General features: G+C 48.5%; 17 protein-coding genes. 1 reads left to right on the top strand and 16 read right to left on the bottom strand.

Translation table 11 applies throughout. The annotated features are described in order from the left end of the window. Positions 1 to 19: 19 nt before the first annotated feature. The 15 genes from B9Y93_RS07285 to B9Y93_RS07355 all read right to left on the bottom strand — a co-directional run bounded on the left by B9Y93_RS07285 (position 20) and on the right by B9Y93_RS07355 (position 15,078). Entirely contained in the window at positions 20 to 559 is a 540-nt protein-coding gene (locus B9Y93_RS07285) for a cell wall elongation regulator TseB-like domain-containing protein (RefSeq protein ID WP_085493634.1), read from the bottom strand. A 14-nt stretch (positions 560 to 573) separates the two neighbouring features. Then, complete coding sequence (locus tag B9Y93_RS07290) at positions 574 to 1,884, bottom strand: amidohydrolase (RefSeq protein WP_085493635.1); 1,311 nt, start codon at positions 1,882 to 1,884, stop codon at positions 574 to 576. Then, positions 1,859 to 2,530: a redox-sensing transcriptional repressor Rex gene (locus B9Y93_RS07295; protein WP_085493636.1), complete on the bottom strand. Its 672-nt coding sequence runs from the start codon at positions 2,528 to 2,530 to the stop codon at positions 1,859 to 1,861. The genes B9Y93_RS07290 and B9Y93_RS07295 overlap by 26 nt, the downstream gene beginning before the upstream one ends. 51 nt (positions 2,531 to 2,581) lie before the next feature. Further along, positions 2,582 to 5,434 carry an ATP-dependent DNA helicase DinG gene (gene dinG, locus B9Y93_RS07300; protein ID WP_085493637.1) on the bottom strand — a complete coding sequence of 951 codons (2,853 nt, stop codon included), beginning with the start codon at positions 5,432 to 5,434 and terminating at the stop codon, positions 2,582 to 2,584. 107 nt (positions 5,435 to 5,541) lie between these two features. Beyond that, positions 5,542 to 6,303 carry a tetratricopeptide repeat protein gene (locus B9Y93_RS24530; RefSeq protein ID WP_085493638.1) on the bottom strand — a complete coding sequence of 254 codons (762 nt, stop codon included), beginning with the start codon at positions 6,301 to 6,303 and terminating at the stop codon, positions 5,542 to 5,544. A gap of 118 nt (positions 6,304 to 6,421) precedes the next feature. Continuing rightward, complete coding sequence (panD, locus tag B9Y93_RS07310; RefSeq protein ID WP_085493639.1) at positions 6,422 to 6,805, bottom strand: aspartate 1-decarboxylase; 384 nt, start codon at positions 6,803 to 6,805, stop codon at positions 6,422 to 6,424. Beyond that, positions 6,790 to 7,692 carry a pantoate--beta-alanine ligase gene (gene panC, locus B9Y93_RS07315; RefSeq protein WP_097675942.1) on the bottom strand — a complete coding sequence of 301 codons (903 nt, stop codon included), beginning with the start codon at positions 7,690 to 7,692 and terminating at the stop codon, positions 6,790 to 6,792. The genes panD and panC overlap by 16 nt, the downstream gene beginning before the upstream one ends. Before the next feature lies 1 nt (position 7,693). Further along, a complete protein-coding gene (panB, locus tag B9Y93_RS07320) occupies positions 7,694 to 8,560 on the bottom strand; it encodes a 3-methyl-2-oxobutanoate hydroxymethyltransferase (protein WP_085493641.1) in 867 nt (288 codons plus the stop codon). A 266-nt stretch (positions 8,561 to 8,826) separates the two neighbouring features. Then, positions 8,827 to 9,795: a biotin--[acetyl-CoA-carboxylase] ligase gene (locus tag B9Y93_RS07325; RefSeq protein ID WP_085493642.1), complete on the bottom strand. Its 969-nt coding sequence runs from the start codon at positions 9,793 to 9,795 to the stop codon at positions 8,827 to 8,829. 159 nt (positions 9,796 to 9,954) lie between these two features. Continuing rightward, entirely contained in the window at positions 9,955 to 11,355 is a 1,401-nt protein-coding gene (locus B9Y93_RS07330) for a CCA tRNA nucleotidyltransferase (RefSeq protein WP_085493643.1), read from the bottom strand. Between the two features lie 45 nt (positions 11,356 to 11,400). Next, complete coding sequence (gene bshA, locus B9Y93_RS07335) at positions 11,401 to 12,567, bottom strand: N-acetyl-alpha-D-glucosaminyl L-malate synthase BshA (RefSeq protein ID WP_085493644.1); 1,167 nt, start codon at positions 12,565 to 12,567, stop codon at positions 11,401 to 11,403. A gap of 133 nt (positions 12,568 to 12,700) precedes the next feature. Then, positions 12,701 to 13,417 carry a bacillithiol biosynthesis deacetylase BshB1 gene (gene bshB1 / locus B9Y93_RS07340; protein ID WP_176228866.1) on the bottom strand — a complete coding sequence of 239 codons (717 nt, stop codon included), beginning with the start codon at positions 13,415 to 13,417 and terminating at the stop codon, positions 12,701 to 12,703. Further along, the gene (locus tag B9Y93_RS07345; RefSeq protein WP_085493645.1) at positions 13,417 to 13,842 is read right to left on the bottom strand and encodes a methylglyoxal synthase; all 426 of its coding nucleotides are present in this window, start codon (positions 13,840 to 13,842) and stop codon (positions 13,417 to 13,419) included. The genes bshB1 and B9Y93_RS07345 overlap by 1 nt, the downstream gene beginning before the upstream one ends. A 112-nt stretch (positions 13,843 to 13,954) precedes the next feature. Next, positions 13,955 to 14,758, bottom strand: coding sequence for a 4-hydroxy-tetrahydrodipicolinate reductase (gene dapB / locus B9Y93_RS07350; protein ID WP_085493646.1), 804 nt, complete (start codon positions 14,756 to 14,758; stop codon positions 13,955 to 13,957). Between the two features lie 2 nt (positions 14,759 to 14,760). Further along, a complete protein-coding gene (locus B9Y93_RS07355; protein ID WP_085494008.1) occupies positions 14,761 to 15,078 on the bottom strand; it encodes a nucleotide pyrophosphohydrolase in 318 nt (105 codons plus the stop codon). A gap of 213 nt (positions 15,079 to 15,291) precedes the next feature. Between B9Y93_RS07355 and B9Y93_RS07360 the strand changes: the two genes are divergently transcribed. Beyond that, positions 15,292 to 16,164: a YitT family protein gene (locus B9Y93_RS07360; RefSeq protein WP_085493647.1), complete on the top strand. Its 873-nt coding sequence runs from the start codon at positions 15,292 to 15,294 to the stop codon at positions 16,162 to 16,164. Between the two features lie 88 nt (positions 16,165 to 16,252). Here B9Y93_RS07360 and B9Y93_RS07365 read toward each other — a convergent pair whose 3' ends face one another. Then, positions 16,253 to 17,152, bottom strand: coding sequence for a sporulation protein YpjB (locus B9Y93_RS07365; protein ID WP_176228867.1), 900 nt, complete (start codon positions 17,150 to 17,152; stop codon positions 16,253 to 16,255). Positions 17,153 to 17,204 lie beyond the last annotated feature (52 nt).

Raw genomic sequence — 17,204 nt, forward strand, 5'->3', positions numbered from 1 at the left:
TCGAGTCTGACGCCCTATTCTATTGATTAGGCATGGCGTACGCATCACCTACGGGAGAACCATCGCTGAAGCGGAAAAATTGATAGTACACTCTTTTTTTTCCTTCTTCATCTTTTCGGCGAACTTGGGTTTCCCACACATATTCAGCTTTTTGATCCAGGTTCACTTTATTCAAAGAAATACGTATAATGCTGGCTTCTGGATACAAGGCTTTCAGCTGATCTTGAATCTGAGCTTTTGTCTTGCCTTCCGACGCTTTAAAAGCCTTAACATCGTCATCCTGAACCCATACCAGCTGTTCTTCTCCACTCGCATCGGTCCCTCTGACTACATACGTCACCTTATCCCACACAGAACGCTCCACATCAAGCACCTGCTCCAGTTGAACAACCTGGTTAGCCTGTTCGATGGCCTTCTGCTCTTTGGCATTCTCCACCGAATCTATGGAGATCATATAGCGAATAAATAGGACAATTGCTAAAAGGAGCACGACTGCAGCGCCAAAAAACCATAACCCCGCCCGGTTGCGGCGTCTATATCGACTTCTACTTCTCACCATGGGAACAACACCACCTAACGCGTTAGCAAGCCTTCGAACGCACGAGCTGCTTCATCGCGAATGCGCTCCTCATCCATGGTCAGGCATTGGCCATCCTTCACAATATGCTTGCCATCAACAAATACATGGGCCACATCTCTGCCTGTAGCAGAATAAACCATATGCGATACAAGATCCGTATGCGGAAGCAGATGCGGCTGATCAATATTAATCGCGATAAAGTCAGCCTTCATGCCAGCCTCCAATAGACCAACATCTTGAAGCTGAATCATCTTCGCGCCATTCACCGTAGCGATTCGCATCGCTTCAGCAGCAGGTACTGCGGTTGGATCGCCTGATACCCCTTTGTGAATCAAAGCGGTTAGGCGCATCTCATCAAACATATCAAGATTGTTGTTGCTTGCAGCCCCATCTGTTCCCAAGGAGACCTGAACACCAGCCCTCATCAGATCTGGAATCCGTGCAACTCCACTAGCAAGCTTCAAATTGCTAGCTGGGTTGTGGGATACCCCAACGTTATACTTGGCCAGCACTTCAATCTCCTCATCCGTCAAATGCACCGCATGTGCCACAAATGATGGACGACTGAAGAATCCGAGCTTCTCTAAGTGAGCCACAGGTCTAAGGCCATAATCGGTTACATTCTGCTGAACCTCAGCCTCAGTCTCTGACATATGAGTATGAAGCATAAGATCAAGATCATGAGCCGCCTGTACAAACTTCTCGATAAACGCTGGTGGACAAGTATAAGGCGCATGTGGCGCCAGCATAGTCGTAATTCGTCCATTTGCCGCATGATTCCAATCCTTAGCAAATTGAACAGCTTCCTGCAGCTTCTGCTGCTGAACCTCTTCACTGCAAAGGCCGATCGCGCCTCTCATCAGCGCAGCTCGAATTCCCGATTGCTCACATACCTTAGCCACTTCGTTCATATGGTCATACATGTCGACAAAAGTGGTCGTTCCTGTCTTGAGCATCTCAAGCACAGCCAGAGCAGTGCCTGCGCATACATCCTGATCGGTAAACTTCGCTTCCATCGGCCACATTTTATTTTGCAGCCACTCTTGAAGCACCATATCATCCCCGTAGCCGCGTAGCAGCGTCATAGCAGCGTGACCATGTGTATTTACAAGGCCCGGCATGAAAAACAGCCTTGAGCCGTCCATTTCCTCTGCGTCATCTGCTGCATATTCTGAAGGCAGTGTTTCACCAACATATACAATGCGGTCCTCTTCTACAACCATGAAGCCTTGAAGGGTCGTTTGCTTTGAATCAGCACCTAACTGGGCAAATCTGCCGTTACGAATGATTAACCGTTTCGCCATTCTCCACTTTTTCCTTTCCATCTTCTTCTTGCAAATAATAGGCAAGACTGAATAAGTCTGTCGTAAAGTCTGCTGCGTGCACTCTAATATGTGAAGGAACCTTCAGGATGACTGGTGCAAAGTTCAATATCGCCTCTACCCCAGCTTCCACAAATTGATCAGCAACATGCTGCGCTTCTGGAGCCGGCACTGTAATGATACCAATGCGAATATTCAATCTACGGACCGTATCTCTGAGATCGTCCATAGCCATTACGGTCAAATTGTTAATCTGTGATCCAACCTTATTCGGCATAGCATCGAACACAGCCACAATCTTCATGTTGTCATTAAGATAGACAGAATAGTTGCAGAGCGCATGCCCTAGCTTACCTGCACCGACCAAGCCAACATGAACCTCTTGATCCAATTTTAGAATGTGGCGAATCTGCTCAATGAGGTAAGACACATCATAACCGATTCCTTTTCTTCCAAAATCTCCGAAATAAGCAAGATCTTTTCGAATTTGAGCAGGATTCAGGTCCAGCTTCTGCCCTAGGTCCTGCGAAGACACTGTCAGCACTTCACGCTGCTTCAATTCCATCAGATGCCGCAAATAAATCGGCAAGCGTCTGACAACGGCCTCAGAAATCTTAAGAGTTTTCATATAAAAGCGGCTCCTCCCAATAATGTATTCTAATAGTTCTTGTCCGCGAGCTTATTCTTGTTCTTCGAACCATGCCTCAATGCGAGGGACAAGCTGATCTGTAGCCATATGCTCCATCTTAGGACCTGGCAGCGAGTATAAGAAATGCTTGCCATAACTCGTCTCGATCACTCTCGTATCATAAATAATAACGATCCCCTTGTCTTGAGATGTTCGTACAAGGCGCCCGAATCCCTGCTTGAAGCGAATGACAGCTTGCGGTACCGCAAGCTTGCGAAACGGATTCTGCTTATTGCGCTTTAACCGCTCAGATTTGGCTTCAAAAAGCGGGTGATTCGGCGGTTGAAACGGCAGCCTGACAATTGCAAGACAAGTCAACGCTTCCCCAGGAATATCTACCCCTTCCCAGAAGCTGCTCGTTCCAAGCAGGACGGAAGCGGAGTTCTCCTGGAAGCGCTTTGTCAGCTTGCTGCGGTTGCCGCTGTCCATGCCTTGGCCCAAAACTTGTATGCCGTCCGGCTGCAAAGCGTCCTTCAACGGCTCGTATACATCCTTAAGCATGCGATAGGATGTAAACAACACGAGCATTCGGCCTTTGGTCACGCGCGCAACCTCAGCCAAGGACTCCGCAAGTTTACCGTTAAAATGAGCATCATAAGCTCCCCGCACGGTCGGGAAATCTCTTGGTATGACGACGAGCGCTTGCTCTCGATAGCGAAAAGGCGAAGGGAGGATAACATCATTTAGCCGTCCGCTCGCTTTTGCATCCTTAAGCCCGATCTGCTCTTCTATATACTGAAAAGACTTGTCCACAGACAGTGTTGCCGAAGTTAAGATAACACTTTTCTTCGGCTCGAAGAAATAACGATTCAGCTGTTCGCTAACATCGACAGGCACCGCATACATTTGCACGGATTTGAATTTGAACTGCGCATTGGCCTCCATCCAGTACACAATATCTGGATCAGTGCCTTGGATGAACTGTCTAAATTCATCCCGTACTGCTGCGATCTCCTTGAAAAGGCCTGCTACATCTACAACAGCGCCTTGAAGCTCCTCATCATCGATATCCTTCCATTCGTTGACAAGCTTCTCTCCCGTACGTACGATATCATTTAGTCTAGTATGAACGTCCTGCTCCAACTCATGAACCGCATTCCATGAATCCGGCCGACTTGAAGCTTTCAGACGCAGCACGGTCTGACCCGCTTCAGCTTGTCCGGATTCAGCTGACGGCATGAGCTGATACAAAGCTTCATACAGCCTATCCCACACTTCGCGTGCATCCATAAGCTGTGCGTACTGCTTCTCAATACCTTCTGCCCAAATAAGCGCCTTCTCATTGCCGGATAGACGAAGCTTGGTCTGTAGAAGAGCAAGTGCTCCATTCTTACTATCTTTAAACAATTGAACAAACGGATGAATCAAGGAGAAATATTGCAGATGAACCCCGAGATGCTTGCCTGCTGTCTCTTCAAAATGGTGCGCTTCATCAATGACCAAATGTTCATAGGTTGGCAGCAATCGATGGTCCGCAATCACATCTGTAAAGAGCAAGGAATGGTTTGTAATCACCACATCAGACAAATTAGCGTCATTTTTGGCACGATGATAGAAGCAGCGCCTAAACCAAGGACAAGCTCGATTCAGGCATGAATCACTGTCACTTGCAACCGTATCCCAGAATTCAGGTCCCTTGTGAATGAGATGCAGTTCTTCATCATCACCTGTCTCGGTCTCGCTAAGCCATACCATCATCTGCGCCGCGGTCAGCACATCATCTCTTGCATGGACAAATTCTCTATAGTTAATCTTATGCTCGAATTTGCGCAAACACAAATAGTGGCTTCTCCCCTTCAAGATCGATGCTTGGAAGGGAACAGGCACAATCTTGGCTAAGAGCGGCAAATCCCGCTGTCTGAGCTGCTCCTGAAGATTGATCGTGTGTGTGCTAACAATCACTTTCTTTTCGTTCTTAACACTATGATAAATCGAAGGGAGCAAATACCCTAGCGACTTACCGGTTCCTGTACCCGCTTCTATGAGAAGGTGGCGATCCTCCTCCAAACACTCATTAACAGCGTTAAACATCTGTTCCTGCGCATCGCGCGTCTCATAATTAGCTAACTGCTCTTGAAGATTATTCTTGATCTGCTCCATAAAGCTCTTAAATGATACATCTTCTAGAGAAACGTCCTCCAATCCTTCTCGAGGCGGCAATTCATCTGTCCAATCTTGAACCTTGAAGGCAATCTGCCGGAAGGGATTGACCTCGCCTTCGAATTGGAGCCTTGCTGCATCTTGCTCGCGCTCCAGCAGCTTATTGTACAGAAGCCAGCCAAGGTCACGCTCCTCCTCGCCCAGCAGATCTACGATTCGCTGAAGGGTTAGCAGCGGAAGGTCATCTATAGCCTTAAGACAGCGGATAAGAATATCCGCCGTTGCGAGCGCATCACTATCTGCTTGGTGGGGCCGATCATGGACGATGCCAAAATGATTCGCTACAATGCTGAGCTGATAGGAGGTCAACGATGGGAACAAAATTCGCAGCAGTTCAATGGTATCTAGAATTCGCCCCGTAAACGGCAAATATCCCGTACTTTCCAAAGCTTGCTTTAAGTATTGAAAATCAAATGCCACATTGTGGCCGACAAGAACGACATCATTCAATAGAGGAACCATGCCGGTCATTGCCTCGTCAAGATCAGGGGCATCTTTGACCATCTGATCTGTTATTCCGGTTAATTGGGTGATGAATTCAGGGATGGATACGCTGGGCCGTACCAAGGTATGATATTCATTCTCAATCTTAAGCTCATCACTAAGAACAACCAGTCCAATCTGGATAATCTCATCGCCAGGCTGGTTGCCAGTCGTTTCAAAGTCCAAAACGGCAAATCTCATTCTCACAATTCCTCTCGACTCTAATGCTTTTAGCATAACAGATGTGCGCTCATTTGGAAATGACTAGAGGGCAACATCTTGCGAAAAGATGTTCCCCTCCTGCCTGTTCAAGCCATATATTCCATTCTCTTCTCCCCGTATTGAAGGCTGCCGCTGTTCAGCATACATACCTTAATATTTGAGATTGGCTCAGGTATGGTTGGATCTGCAAAATGGGATTTCTGGAAGTAATGCTGAGCTTTCTCCGTATTTTTTTGCATGGCGGATATGCATCCAAGAGCATTGTACGCTAGTGCCTTTAGTTTATTATTGTCTGTTAGTGGAATCATAAAATGAAAATGATTGCAGGCTTCTTGAGCACGTCCTAACAGCAAATAGGAATAACCAAGATAAATGCGCGCCTTCATCGAATCGGGCTGAATGCGAACTGCTTGTTCCAGATGCCTGATTGCATGACTATACATTTTAAGCACAAAATACCCTTGTCCACACTGTATGGCTTCTTCGCTCTCTGTCTCGTCAATAACAACTGCCGGTTTTACCGCTATTTTATCCTGGCAAGCTTGAAGCAGCTTAGCTGAGGATGCAGGGTTCCCAGACATTCCTGCCTCTGTCGAAGACGATCCAGCTGATGCTTGATTCATTCCTCCTTGAGCGGTGAAATGAACAGCATCGATATTGTTTTGAGTGCGAACAAGTGCCAGCTTCTCTTCAAAGCGAAGCCACTCCTCCACAATTTGGTCACTCATGGAGTGAAGCAACGTTAACTGTTGGTCGAGTTCTTGTTTTTCCTTATCCTTTGCTGATGGATAATGCTTCAAGATATCATCGAGCAACTCATTCATCGTCGCGAACATGTGCTGCAACACGTTTCATCCCACCTTCTGCTGTGATGCTTACGATTGTTGTGCGGCTCATGTTCATTTTGTGTACAGAGGGGCTATTTCATCCGAACCAATGTTTCCTGCCTCACGCCAGCATCTTCAATTAGCGAATGGTTGCATGCAGCTCTTCCTTTGCAATTTCAACCGGCTGATTGCGGTCATTGACAAACACCACTTTAGGATCGTATGCTCTGGCTTCCTCATTCGTCATGGTGGCATAAGAGATAATAATGACATTGTCTCCAGGCTGTACCAAGCGAGCAGCGGCGCCATTCAAGCAAATCACTCCAGAATGCCGCTTGCCGGTAATGACATATGTCTCGAGGCGCGCTCCATTATTATTATTGACAATTTGAACTTTTTCATTAGGCAGAATGTCAGCTTGCTCCATCAGCTCTTCATCAATCGTAATACTGCCTACATAATTCAGATTAGCCTCTGTGACGGTGGCGCGGTGGATCTTCGATTTCATCATTTCACGGAACATGGGAAGGATTCCCCTTTCTTCTTCGTAATCCGAATGTTGTCAATTAGACGCGTGCTGCCAAAGCGAACCGCAAGCGCAATTAGCGTATCCGCATCTTGAGCTGGAAGAAGCGTATCTTCTGACAGCCTCTCAAGGGATGGGAAGGATATGACTTCCACATACTCGATATCAGCAAGCGGCGCTTGACTTATCCTCTCAATAATACCAGCTTTCACCTGCTCCACAGCCAGCACATCTTCCTCCAGCTTGCCGACTGCCTGTAGCAAGGATTGAGACAGCATCAAAGCTTGTTTACGCTGCTCTGGAGACAAGTACACGTTTCTTGAGCTGAGCGCAAGCCCATCTGCTTCTCGAACAATTGGACAAGGCACGATTTCAACGTCCATATTGAGATCTGCAACCATTTGAGTCAGGACTGCTACCTGCTGAGCATCCTTCATGCCAAAGTAGGCGCGAGTCGGCTTCACCATGTGGAACAGCTTCGATACGACTGTTGTTACGCCATCAAAGTGGCCAGGACGCGAGGCTCCGCAAAGCAAGCTCGTCAGTTCAGAGACAGCCACTTTCGTCTTGGTTGTCGTCGGATACATTTCCTCAACAGTTGGCAAAAATGCGATATCAACCCCAGCACGTTCTGCTGTCGCCAAATCCCGTTCCTCATCTCGCGGGTAGCGATCCAAGTCTTCATTAGGGCCAAATTGAATCGGATTTACAAAGATACTCAGCACAGACAAGTCATTTTCTTGACGAGAACGCTCCAATAGGCTTGCATGTCCTTGGTGGAGATATCCCATCGTTGGAACAAAGCCAATCGAAGAGCTGGGCTGCTCCACCTTATATGTTCTAATCGCAGCGACCAGCTCTGCTACTGTACGAATGACTTTCACTTCATGACTCCACCTTTCTATGCCCATACAGGCTTTCAAGCACCTGATCATCCGCTCGGAATGTATGCTCCGGTGCTGGGAAGGAGCGCCCCTTCACTTCTTTTACATATTGGGACACACTGTCTCTAATAACAGCACCAAGATCCGCATAGGTCTTCACAAAACGCTTTTCACGATAAGACGGCGTATACTTCAAGATGTCATGGAACACGAGCACCTGTCCATCCGTTACTGAACCCGCACCAATGCCTATTGTAGGAATGCTCAGCTTCTTCGAGATCATCTCTGCAACCTGCTCCGTTACAAGCTCAAGCACAACGGCGCATGCGCCTGCTCGTTCCAGTGCCAGGGCATCTTGAAGGAGACGCTCTGCATCCTCACGTGTCTTGCCTTGAATCCGATACCCGCCGATCTGGTGAACAGCTTGAGGCGTTAATCCAATATGGCCAACTACAGGGACGCCAGCCTTCGTACAGGCATCCACCATTAATGCGATTTCAACGCCGCCTTCCATCTTAACTGCATTCGCATGACCTTCCTGCATGAGTCGACGCACACCACTTAGGGTCTCGCTCACCGTGCTGTTGTAGGTCATGAACGGCATATCCGCAACCACGAAGGTATTAGGAGCACCTCGTCGAACCGCTCTTGTATGATAGACCATGTCATCGATCGTCACAGGCAGGGTGGAGTCGTAGCCAAGCACAACATTACCTAGCGAGTCTCCTACCAGAATCATATCAACCCCTGCTTCTTCCACGAGCGCAGCAGAAGGATAATCGTAAGCTGTGACCATCGTAATCGGTTCGTTCTTCTCCTTCATCTGCTTCATCTTCACAATGCTGAGCGGCTGTTTGTGTGCTGCCATTCTCATCAGCTCCTTTTCATCGGACTTCTCTTTTTAGTTTGCGCAAAACAAAAAAACCTTTTAGTGTTTCCACCAAAAAGGTCCCAAAGCAAAAAAGAGGTCGCATGCGACGCACTTTCTGTCTCGGTCCCCACGGCTCAGAGCAGAATTCGCTGCAATAACAAGGAATATGTACTTGTCTGTCAGCATTGACGCTTTGTTTTGCGAGTGCAGTTCTTTTCAGATACCGCCTACGTGCCTAGTATAGCAAAAAATAAATCGTTTCACTACAAAAAGTGAACATCCCCTGAGAACACTTTACGATATTGTCCGTCACGGCCAAGCAGCACCAGCGCACCGCTCTCATCCAAGCCCTGCGCAACACCATTTACTTCTCCATAAGGGGTGTTTACACTTATCGTACGTCCTATCGTTATGCTTTGTGCTTCCCAAAGCGTACGCACTGGCCCGAATCCTTGCTCCTCATACAATTGGTACAGCTGTTCCCATTCATAGAGAATCTCGGCGACCAAAGTGGCACGGTCTATCTCTTTGCCAGAGGCAATCTTGAGCGAGGTGGCTTTATCCTTAATCCCTTCTGGATAATCCTGCTCATCCAGATTCACACTTATGCCGATCCCTGCAATGACACTGAGCAGACGCTCATCTTCAGCGAAGGACTCAAGCAGAATTCCGCATATTTTACGCTCGCCAACCAGTAGATCATTCGGCCATTTGATGCCGACATCAACAGGAACTACACGCTTAATCGCTCTGCACACGGCAACAACCGTCAACAGTGTAAGATGCGGCGTGAATTGTAGCGGAATCTTCGGCTTCAGCACCATACTCATCCATATCCCTTTGCCTGGCGGTGAGTGCCATGGACGGTTCTGACGTCCCCTGCCTGACGTTTGCTCCTCCGCAAGCACGAGCGCGCCTTCTTGCGCCCCTTCTTTTGCCCAAGACAAGGCTTCGTTTTGTGTCGATTCCGTTTTGCTGCGAATTCTGAGCTGTCGGCCAAATCGACTCGTTTTGAGCTTCAGCAGCAGCGTACGCTCATCAAGTCGAGTAGGCTGCTGAATCAGGCGATATCCAAGCTTCGGCACAGCCTCAAAGTCGTAGCCCTTGGCTCGTAAACGATTGATTTGTTTCCATACTGCTGTACGCGATATATTCCATTCTTTGCTAATCTCTTCACCTGATATATATTCATCAGGATGATTCTGAAACCATTCCAGCAAACGATCACTCATAATAAACACTCCTTCCTATACAACATATAGTTGAGTTCATAAGCAAAGAAAAGAATGAAACCTATTTCTCTGATCCCTTGGCATGTCTGCCGTTTTTTCTTAAAAGAAGCAGAAGCTACCAACTGTTGTCAAGGGAAGTTTCTTCTCCGATCATCAGGCTCAAGCGCCATGATGCGCACGAAGCCACTGCTCAGCCTCCTGCAGCAGAAGCTCCGCTTCGTTCAGGAGCAAGCCCTCTGCCGTCTTCAGCCATACATGCTCCAAGCATGCGCGGACCCAAGGTCCGCCTTGACGAGTCGTGACGGCAAGGAGGTCCTTGCCGCTCAGCTTAAGCTGAGCAAGCGACTTGGCAGGCATCGCATCGATCCATGCCGATGCGTGCTCATATAGAACGTGCATGCCCTCATGCTGATAAGAGGGCAGCACGGATACGTCTTGGCCAAGGGCAGCGCGCATGCCTGCACGCGCTTCCCGCTTGGCCGCACATGGCGCGGCCGCCTCCGCCAAGGCGCGGCTGCACGCAAGCGCTCCGCGCACGGCGTTCTCGCCATAGGCAAGAAGCGCCTGCGCGACAGCGAGCCGCATAGGAGCAAGCTCCCCTTGCGCGGCTCGCCCGCTTGAGACGGCCGGCCGGTACGCATGTGCGGCCGCCTCAAGCCTTGCGAAGGCTGAGAGGACGCTCACGATGGCGTCCTGCTCCGCCTTCGAGAGCCGCAGCGCTTTCGCGTCCTGCGCTGCGGCTTCAGCGGTCGCGCCAAGGCCTATCGCGACCGCCGCCAAGCGCTGCTCGGGCGTATCTACCCGCCCGAGCGCGCCGTAGACGGGCAGCCATGCCGGCCCGTCCTCCCGACCATAGATGCGAAGCGGCTCCTTCGTATGCCTAAGCACGCCGCTTCGCACCAGCATGCTCCAGCCCTTGGCAGGATCAGGGCCTGCTGTCAGCTTCCACAGCTCATCGCACACGCGTTCCATCGCAATGTGGCGAAGCAGCGTTTTCTTCGCCATGATGCCCCGCCATACACTCTTTGCAAGCCGCATGCGAAGCACCGAGGCGAAGCGAATGCCTCTAAGCATGCGCAGCGCATCTTCTGCATATCGTTCCTCTGCTTGTCCCACGGCACGGATCCATCCATGCTCTAGGTCGGCTGCCCCGTGGAACGGATCATGCAATTGCCCATACCGGTCCATCGCGATCGCATTCATTGTATAGTCCCGCCGCCTAAGATCTTCGCTCAGATCCTGAATATAATGGACTTCAGAAGGTCTGCGATAATCGGAATAACCAGCTTCTGATCGGAAGGTCGTCACCTCAAAGGTATAGCCATGACGAACAACGGTCACCGTTCCATGCTGGAGTCCAGTTGGAATCACTCGCTCAAACAAGGAAGCCACGCGCGCAGGCTCTGCGGACGTGGCAATGTCAACATCATGAACGGGTCGATCGAGCAATGCATCCCTAACGCATCCGCCTACCAAATACGCTTCATACCCGTGGGCTTCAAGCACCTTTATCACTTCATAGGCTTCCTCAAACAATGAATCCTGCTGCGATCGCTTCATTCATAATGCTCCTTTTGTGTTTTCATTGATCATTTCTTACCACCCTTAATCCTCGCACAGCGGAACCTCAGTTGACACTTCTCTGCCTAGTACGCGGTGATAGATCTGCTCATATTCCCAAGTGATCTTATCATTGCAGAACACATGCTGGGCTCGGTACAAGCAGGCTTCCTTCATGCGAGTGGCCAGCTGGTCATCGCTAAGCAGCAGAGCAGCATATTCCGCCATTTTCTCCGTATCCCCAATCGGAGCCAAGAACCCGGTCTCCCCATGAGACACCAGCTCAGGCACACCACCGGTAATCGAACCAATCGTCGGCACACCGCAGGCCATCGCTTCCAAGGCAACAAGCCCAAAGCTCTCCTTCTCTGATGGAAGCAAGAGCACATCCGCAAGAGAAATCACTTGAGCAATCTCGTCTTGCTTGCCTAAGAAATGCACACGATCCTCTAGGCCCAGCTCACGAATTCTGCATTGAACCTTCGGCATATCCGGTCCTTCACCAACCAGCATTAAGCGAACAGGCATCTTTTCAGCAACGCGCTGAAATACATCTACTACATCGGATACTCTCTTCACAGGACGGAAGTTCGAGATATGCATCATGATCTTCTCATGAGGATAAGCGAACTCCGAGCGAAGGTGCGAGATTTCTCTCGGATAATAGACACGTTTATCGATAAAATTATACGTTAAATCAATATCTCGCGTAATATCCAACAGATCCCTCGTCTCCCGAATGAGATCTTGCGATACCGCCGTCACTGCATCACTTTCATTAATGGCAAAACGGATCATGTCTTTTAAAGACTCGTCTTGCGCAAGCACCGTTATATCGGTGCCATGAAGCGTAGTCACAACCTTTAGATTCGGATGCGCCAGCTTCTTCGCAAGATACGCACATACCGCATGAGGCACTGCGTAATGAACATGTAGAATGTCCAGGTTCTGCATATTGGCCACCTGCGCCATCTTGCTCGCCAATGACAAGTCATAAGGTGGATAGCGAAACACATAATAGTCATTCACATCAACTTCATGATAATGAATGTTCTTTTGAAAAGTAGTGCCTAATCGAAATGGAATATTATGAGTAATAAAGTGAATTTGATGTCCTCGTTCGGCGAGCAGCTTGCCAAGCTCTGTCGCTACAACACCTGATCCGCCTAAGGACGGATAGCATGTAATGCCAATTTTTAGTCCATCGCCCAAGACGTTCCCTCCTTTAATCTTCTGCTGGCTGAACAATTAGAGGAACCTGACCAGCTCTGTTCTCTCGGAGTCGCTAGTTGTTGATTGACTGCAATTAGAGAGGGTGTGAATTGCCAATAAGAAGGATATCGTCTTAACGTAATGTTTCATTCTTATAGGGCAAGAAATATGAAACGGCAAACGGACCCTTTGATATGAATCCTTCCGCTAGCAGCATGCCGCGGCCTTGCCCAAGAAGGCTGTCCCTTGCCTCCACTCGCTCTACATAGCCCTGCGTTAAAGGTGTTGCCACTGACTCTGAACCGATCGGTGTAAATTGTGACTGATAGGCACGCAGCGCCATGCGCTTTTGCTCATAGAACTCCGACACATCCACCACTAGATCGGCCTGTACCGTATCATTGATAAAATAGTAATAGGCTTGCTCAACCGTATGGGCTGGCAATTCAGGCATATAGCGTCTTAGCTTCGCATTAAACACTGCCTCTTGAACGATGCGCGAGCACATTACATGATCAGGATGCCGATCCTCCCAATACGGAGCGAATACAAGCTTAGGCTTGTGCTTTCTAATAATGGCTACGACAGCATCAATATGCTCCTTGATGAGCTGCAAGCCGCGATCAGGAAGACCAATCGTTCCTCTAACATCAAGGTTGAGAATACGACTCGCTTCCTGCGCTTCCTCTTGCCTAAGCTCAACGCTGCCATTCGACGACATCTCCGCGTAGGTCAGATCATATATGCCGATCCTGCACCCGGCCTGCTGATGCTTGGCCAATGTTCCGGCCATGCCAATCTCCACATCGTCAGGATGCGCTCCAATAGCGAGAATATCGAGCTCGATCATTAGGCTTCATCGACTCCTGGCTTATATTTGTTCGGCAGTTCTCTCCATGCGAATTCTCCGCGCTCTAACGCCTTGACTAGAATCTCAGCTGTCGCAATATTGGTCGCGACTGGGATTCCTTGAACATCGCACAAACGAAGCAGAGCAATAATATCCGGTTCGTGAGGCTGTGCCATTAACGGATCACGAAGGAAAATAATCAGATCCATCTCATTTCGAGCAACTAGTGCGCCGATCTGTTGATCGCCGCCGAGCGGTCCGGATTCAAAACGATGAATGGTCAAATCCGTCTGCTCCATAATTCGAGTGCCTGTCGTACCTGTTGAGAACAACTGATGACCTTCAAATACTTTTTCGTACGCGATGACAAAGTTCACGATCTCTGATTTCTTACGATCATGTGCAATAAACGCAATGTTAAGCATACTATTCTCTCCTCCAGCCTGCCCTAGTAAGTTGTATTTTCATCATTTTAGCCGCAATTGCAGTGCGCTGAATGGTGTTATTATTATCGTATCTGTCTATGTCTTGTGAAGATCAATCCATCAAATGCTCGAAGCCGTATACGAGTTCATGAAGCTCCATAACCTTCTTAACAGCCAGATTGACACCTGGCATGTATCCTGCACGCTCATAGGAGTCGTGACGAATCTTAAGCGATTCGCCATGCCCGCCAAAGATCACTTCCTGCTGTGCGAAGATGCCTGGCAAGCGTACGCTGTGAATCCGAAAGCCATTGTAGTAGCCGCCGCGTGCGCCTTCAATCTTCTCTTCTTCGTTCGGATTGCCTTGGCGTCGCTCCTCGCGCACCTCTGAGATCAGTTCTGCCGTCTTAACAGCCGTTCCGGATGGCGCATCAAGCTTCTGATCGCCATGATACTCAATAATCTCTACATTAGGCAGATACTTCGCCGCTTGCTTAGCAAACTGCATCATCAAAAATGCTCCGATCGAGAAGTTCGGAGCGATGATTGCACCAATACCCTTGTCCTTGCACAGCGTGCGAATGTCATCGATCTCCTCTGTAGACAGGCCCGTTGTTCCTACAACAGGACGAACCCCATGCTGGATGGCCGTCACCGTGTTCTTCATAACAGATGAAGGTGTTGTAAAGTCAACAATCACATCGGGCTTCGTGGAAAGCAGCGCTTCCTCAAGTTGGGAGGTTACGATAATACCTGTCGTTTCCACTCCGACGAGACTGCCTGCGTCCACTTCACCAGCAGAATGATCAACTGCAGCAACAAGCTCCAGCGCATCATCTTGCAGCACCATCTTTACAACTTCCTTACCCATGCGGCCGCCTGCACCGACGACACCAACTCGAATGCGATCTCCCATGCTTACACTTCCCCTTCTTTGTCTATTCTCGTCCAACGATCGGCATCTCTTGTATTGAACTTATGCATGACTTCATCATGCGCTTTAGTGAGATCAATCCCTAAAGAGTTGGCAAAGCACAATAGAATGAACAAGAGGTCACCCAGCTCAAGTGCAATGGAATTATCCTCTTCCTCAGGTTTCTTTGGCTTCTCGCCATATGCGTGATTGACTTCACGCGCGAGCTCTCCCGCTTCCTCTGTTAGGCGCGCCATCAAGGCCAATGGACTGAAGTACCCTTCTTTGAATTGCGAAATGTACGCATCCACTTCACGCTGCATTTCAGCGAGCGGCTTCTTGCGAAGCGTATCTAGAAATTCCTTATGGTTGCTTGTATTCAAGGTATCCCCTTCTTCTATTATGTAGCATTTTAATACAGTCACATGTATTAACTATGTTATCTCAAAGCACACTGGAAAACAAATGCTTTTTATCCCTGGTTGATTTCGATATACTAAGAACGCATGAGAATAATGGAGTGAAGGAGACCTACTATGAATGCATCGGTGCTCTTCAAGAAGATCGGACAAATATATCTTCCTATTACAATTGGAACCGCAATTTATGCTTTCGGATTAATTTACTTCATTCTGCCGAACCAGCTCATGGAAGGTGGCGTTACTGGGATCACCGTACTGCTTAATTATGCCCTTGGCGTTTCGCCGTCTCTGTCTACCTTATTGATCAATATCCCCTTGTTTTTAATCGGATGGCGCTCGCTTGGCCGTACGCAAATGATCTACAGCATTTATGGCGTCCTTTCCTTAACCTTTTTTCTATGGCTGTTCGAACAGGCGGTTAAGCTTGGTTACTTGAATCCGTTCCGAACCGAGAATGATATTATACTTGCTACATTATATGCCGGGGTTACATTAGGTGCAGGTCTAGGTATCGTCTTCCGCTTTGGCGGCACCACTGGCGGTGTCGATATTATTGCCAGAATAGCCAATCGCAAGCTCAGTGTCAGTATGGGACAATTCATCCTCTTCCTCGATATTTTCATCATCGGCTCTTCTTTGTTCTTCATTACGAAGGAGAAGATTCTCTACACGCTCGTTACGGTCTTTATCTCCTCCAAGATGATTGACTTTATTCAAGAAGGAGCTTATGCTGCCAAAGCCTTCACGATTATTACAAATGAACCGCATCAAATCGCCGACCAAATTACGAAGGAACTCGAACGCGGCGTAACGCTTATACCTGCTATCGGATATTACTCTAAGGAAGAAAAGCAAATGGTCTATTGTGTCGTCAGCCGCTCTGAGCTGAGAAGAATCAAATCAATCGCAAAAGGCATTGATCCAAAAGCCTTCATTATCGTAAGTGAAGTCCATGACGTGCTGGGAGAAGGCTTCAAGGAAGATTAAGCGCCCATACATAAAGAAGAGCCGTGATGCCCTCTCAAGGAGAATATCATCGGCTCTTATTCACATGGATGAACTTGGCCCCATACGGTTACGAAGAAGGATTCCAAGGTCCTGATCGTATTTGTTCTTCGTCGTCTCGATATTTTTGATAAGCCACATAAGCCAGCGTCACCGTAACGATACATGTCAGCCAGATGATCGCTCGCAGCGGCAGCGGCTCTTCATTATTCACCGAGAAGGTAGTCAAATCCTTGGAAGCCCCGAACAACTCCTTCATCCACATTCCCTCGTAGTCCTGCAGTGTACGCTTCACCTGCTCTATTGACACTTTTGATTGATGGGATTGCTGGATCAATGCGACAACCGATTGTATCATTTCAATCGTATTGGCAGAACGCTGCAAGGAGGCCGCCGGCAGAATTCGATCCATATGCTCGAGCCACTTCAGACTTGTCTCTTTCCACTGCATGGAATCTACTGCTTGCAGCATTTGATCCATATCATTGCGTAAAATATCCGCATACTGCAGCCACATGGGCTGATCAGGATGCGTTATCGTATCTGTAGCAAAGCGAAACCTTGCAACTGCATGCTCTAACGCATCATCATCACGCTTTGCTGCATGAAATTGTTTCTTCAATTGAACATAGCTGTCTGTCAGCACATGAATGTGCTCTGCCTTCCACTCATCAAACAGATGAGGTGCGGCCAAGGCTTTTTCCAACTGGACAAGAATTTCAAAGGCGCCATTGGCGTCACCTTCAACGATCTTCCGATACATCTGCTCTGCCGTACGGTCCACAAGTGCCCACTCTTGACTTGCGGAAGGATTCATAGAAGATAATTTGGATGAATCTTGTTCGGCTGCCGTTCGCTCTTGTGTGATTGATGCAAGCTCCGACTGCTCGTTAGCAAATATCGTCGCAGGTATCAGCATGCTCATGACAATCATTACAGCGAGCACATGTAGGAAACGCGTTCGTAGCATGGACATCCCTCCCCCATTACTCTATGGGTTTAGGAATTGAAATAGAACGTGC

Origin of the sequence: Paenibacillus aquistagni (assembly GCF_900177815.1) — a bacterium.
GTDB classification, from domain to species: Bacteria; Bacillota; Bacilli; order Paenibacillales; family Paenibacillaceae; genus Paenibacillus_B; species Paenibacillus_B aquistagni.

What these genes read in the sequence shown, in the direction of transcription:
- B9Y93_RS07285 (WP_085493634.1), bottom strand. Translation starts at nt 559, where the DNA reads ATGGTGAGAAGTAGAAGTCGATATAGACGCCGCAACCGGGCGGGGTTA.
- B9Y93_RS07325 (WP_085493642.1), bottom strand. Translation starts at nt 9,795, where the DNA reads ATGAGTGATCGTTTGCTGGAATGGTTTCAGAATCATCCTGATGAATAT.
- dapB (WP_085493646.1), bottom strand. Translation starts at nt 14,758, where the DNA reads ATGGGAGATCGCATTCGAGTTGGTGTCGTCGGTGCAGGCGGCCGCATG.
- panB (WP_085493641.1), bottom strand. Translation starts at nt 8,560, where the DNA reads ATGGCAGCACACAAACAGCCGCTCAGCATTGTGAAGATGAAGCAGATG.
- B9Y93_RS07365 (WP_176228867.1), bottom strand. Translation starts at nt 17,152, where the DNA reads ATGCTACGAACGCGTTTCCTACATGTGCTCGCTGTAATGATTGTCATG.
- dinG (WP_085493637.1), bottom strand. Translation starts at nt 5,434, where the DNA reads ATGAGATTTGCCGTTTTGGACTTTGAAACGACTGGCAACCAGCCTGGC.
- B9Y93_RS07290 (WP_085493635.1), bottom strand. Translation starts at nt 1,884, where the DNA reads ATGGCGAAACGGTTAATCATTCGTAACGGCAGATTTGCCCAGTTAGGT.
- B9Y93_RS07345 (WP_085493645.1), bottom strand. Translation starts at nt 13,842, where the DNA reads ATGCTTAACATTGCGTTTATTGCACATGATCGTAAGAAATCAGAGATC.
- B9Y93_RS07360 (WP_085493647.1), top strand. Translation starts at nt 15,292, where the DNA reads ATGAATGCATCGGTGCTCTTCAAGAAGATCGGACAAATATATCTTCCT.
- B9Y93_RS07295 (WP_085493636.1), bottom strand. Translation starts at nt 2,530, where the DNA reads ATGAAAACTCTTAAGATTTCTGAGGCCGTTGTCAGACGCTTGCCGATT.
- panD (WP_085493639.1), bottom strand. Translation starts at nt 6,805, where the DNA reads ATGTTCCGTGAAATGATGAAATCGAAGATCCACCGCGCCACCGTCACA.
- bshB1 (WP_176228866.1), bottom strand. Translation starts at nt 13,417, where the DNA reads ATGATCGAGCTCGATATTCTCGCTATTGGAGCGCATCCTGACGATGTG.
- B9Y93_RS07330 (WP_085493643.1), bottom strand. Translation starts at nt 11,355, where the DNA reads ATGAAGCGATCGCAGCAGGATTCATTGTTTGAGGAAGCCTATGAAGTG.
- B9Y93_RS07355 (WP_085494008.1), bottom strand. Translation starts at nt 15,078, where the DNA reads ATGCAGCGTGAAGTGGATGCGTACATTTCGCAATTCAAAGAAGGGTAC.